Source organism: Streptomyces sp. NPDC051940 (assembly GCF_040680895.1).
Lineage (GTDB): Bacteria > Actinomycetota > Actinomycetes > Streptomycetales > Streptomycetaceae > Streptomyces.
In genome coordinates, this window is the sequence record NZ_JBFAXR010000288.1 from 1 (window position 1) to 1,242 (window position 1,242).

The following is a 1,242-nucleotide window of genomic DNA, read 5'->3' on the forward strand; positions in this document are numbered from 1 at the left end:
TTGGTCCGTGGGCTGGGCTTGGTCCGTGGGCTGGGCTTGGTCCGTGGGCTGGGCTTGGTCCGTGGGCTGGGCTTGGTCCGTGGGCTGGGCTTGGTCCGTGGGCTGGGCTTGGTTGGCTGAGCGGGGCTGGTTGCTGGAGCGGGCCTGGCTGGTGGAAGCGGCCCGTGCGGTGGAGGAGACCAGTGCGGTGAAGGGGGGCGGCGGCTCGGGGCGCGGGTCGCCGTCGGGCGCGGGTCGGCCGCCGGGGTCCCCTCCGCATCCGCATCCGCCTGCCCGCACGCTGCCCCTGTCTCCGGCCATCCGCACTCCGCCCTCGCCTGGGCGTCGTCCTTACAGGCTTCCGCCTTGGGGCGAATGCGGCCATTGGGGGTACGCCGGGAGGGTCACGACCGGGGCCTCCGTCCGGTGCGCGCCGCGCTGCGCGCGTGGCCGGGCGCGCGGTGTCAGCGGTCGCGTAGGCGCTGCCTGGCCTCCATCAGGGCGAAGCCGAGGAGGTTGTCCCCGCGCCAGCGGTCGGGGTGTTCGGCGTCCTCGTTCGAGGCGCCCATGCCTATGCCCCAGATGCGGTCGCGCGGGCTGGCCTCCACCAGGACGCGGGTGCCTGTGCCCAGCAGGTACGCGCGCAGGTCCGGGTGCTGGTCGAACTTGTGCGTCGAGCCCTCCACCACCAGCTCGAAGCGGTGGGCGGACCAGACGTCCTCGTCGAAGTCCTTGACGCGGCGGCCCGCCGCCTTGGCCTCGCTCGGGTGGGAGGCGGCTATCGCCTCCCGCTCCGCGTCCGGGTCGTCGAACAGGCGGGCCTTGCCGGCCATCATCCAGTGCTCGGCGGTCGCGTACGTGACGCCGTCCACGGTGAACGGTGCGGGCCACCACTGGCTGAAGCAGCCGGGGCCCACGCTGCCGTCCTTCTGCGGGCGGTGGCCCCAGAAGAAGACGTACTTGGCGCGTTCGCCGCGCGCGGTCAGTGCGAGCAGCTCTGCGACCGAGCGTGGTCCGTCCGCCTCCGTCGCGGTCCGCTCTTCCGTGTCCCCCACGGTTGCCCCCCTCGCCTGCCTGGATCGACTGAACCCGAGTCTGCCACCCACCACTGACATTCCTGGCGGAGGACGTTGGGGGCTCCGCCCCCAGCCCCGGGTCGCGGGGGAGAGCGCCGCGTGGATCGCCCTGTACCTGATCCTCCTGGCAGGCGGCGGCAACGACCTGGTCGCCACCCGGCTGCACCTGTCCATCAACACGATCACC

General features: G+C 73.2%; 1 protein-coding gene. It reads right to left on the reverse strand.

From position 1 onward, the window contains the following. Positions 1-443 precede the first annotated feature (443 nt). The gene (locus AB0M28_RS40460; RefSeq protein WP_365415839.1) at positions 444-1,034 is read right to left on the reverse strand and encodes an NADAR family protein; all 591 of its coding nucleotides are present in this window, start codon (positions 1,032-1,034) and stop codon (positions 444-446) included. Positions 1,035-1,242: the final 208 nt, after the last annotated feature.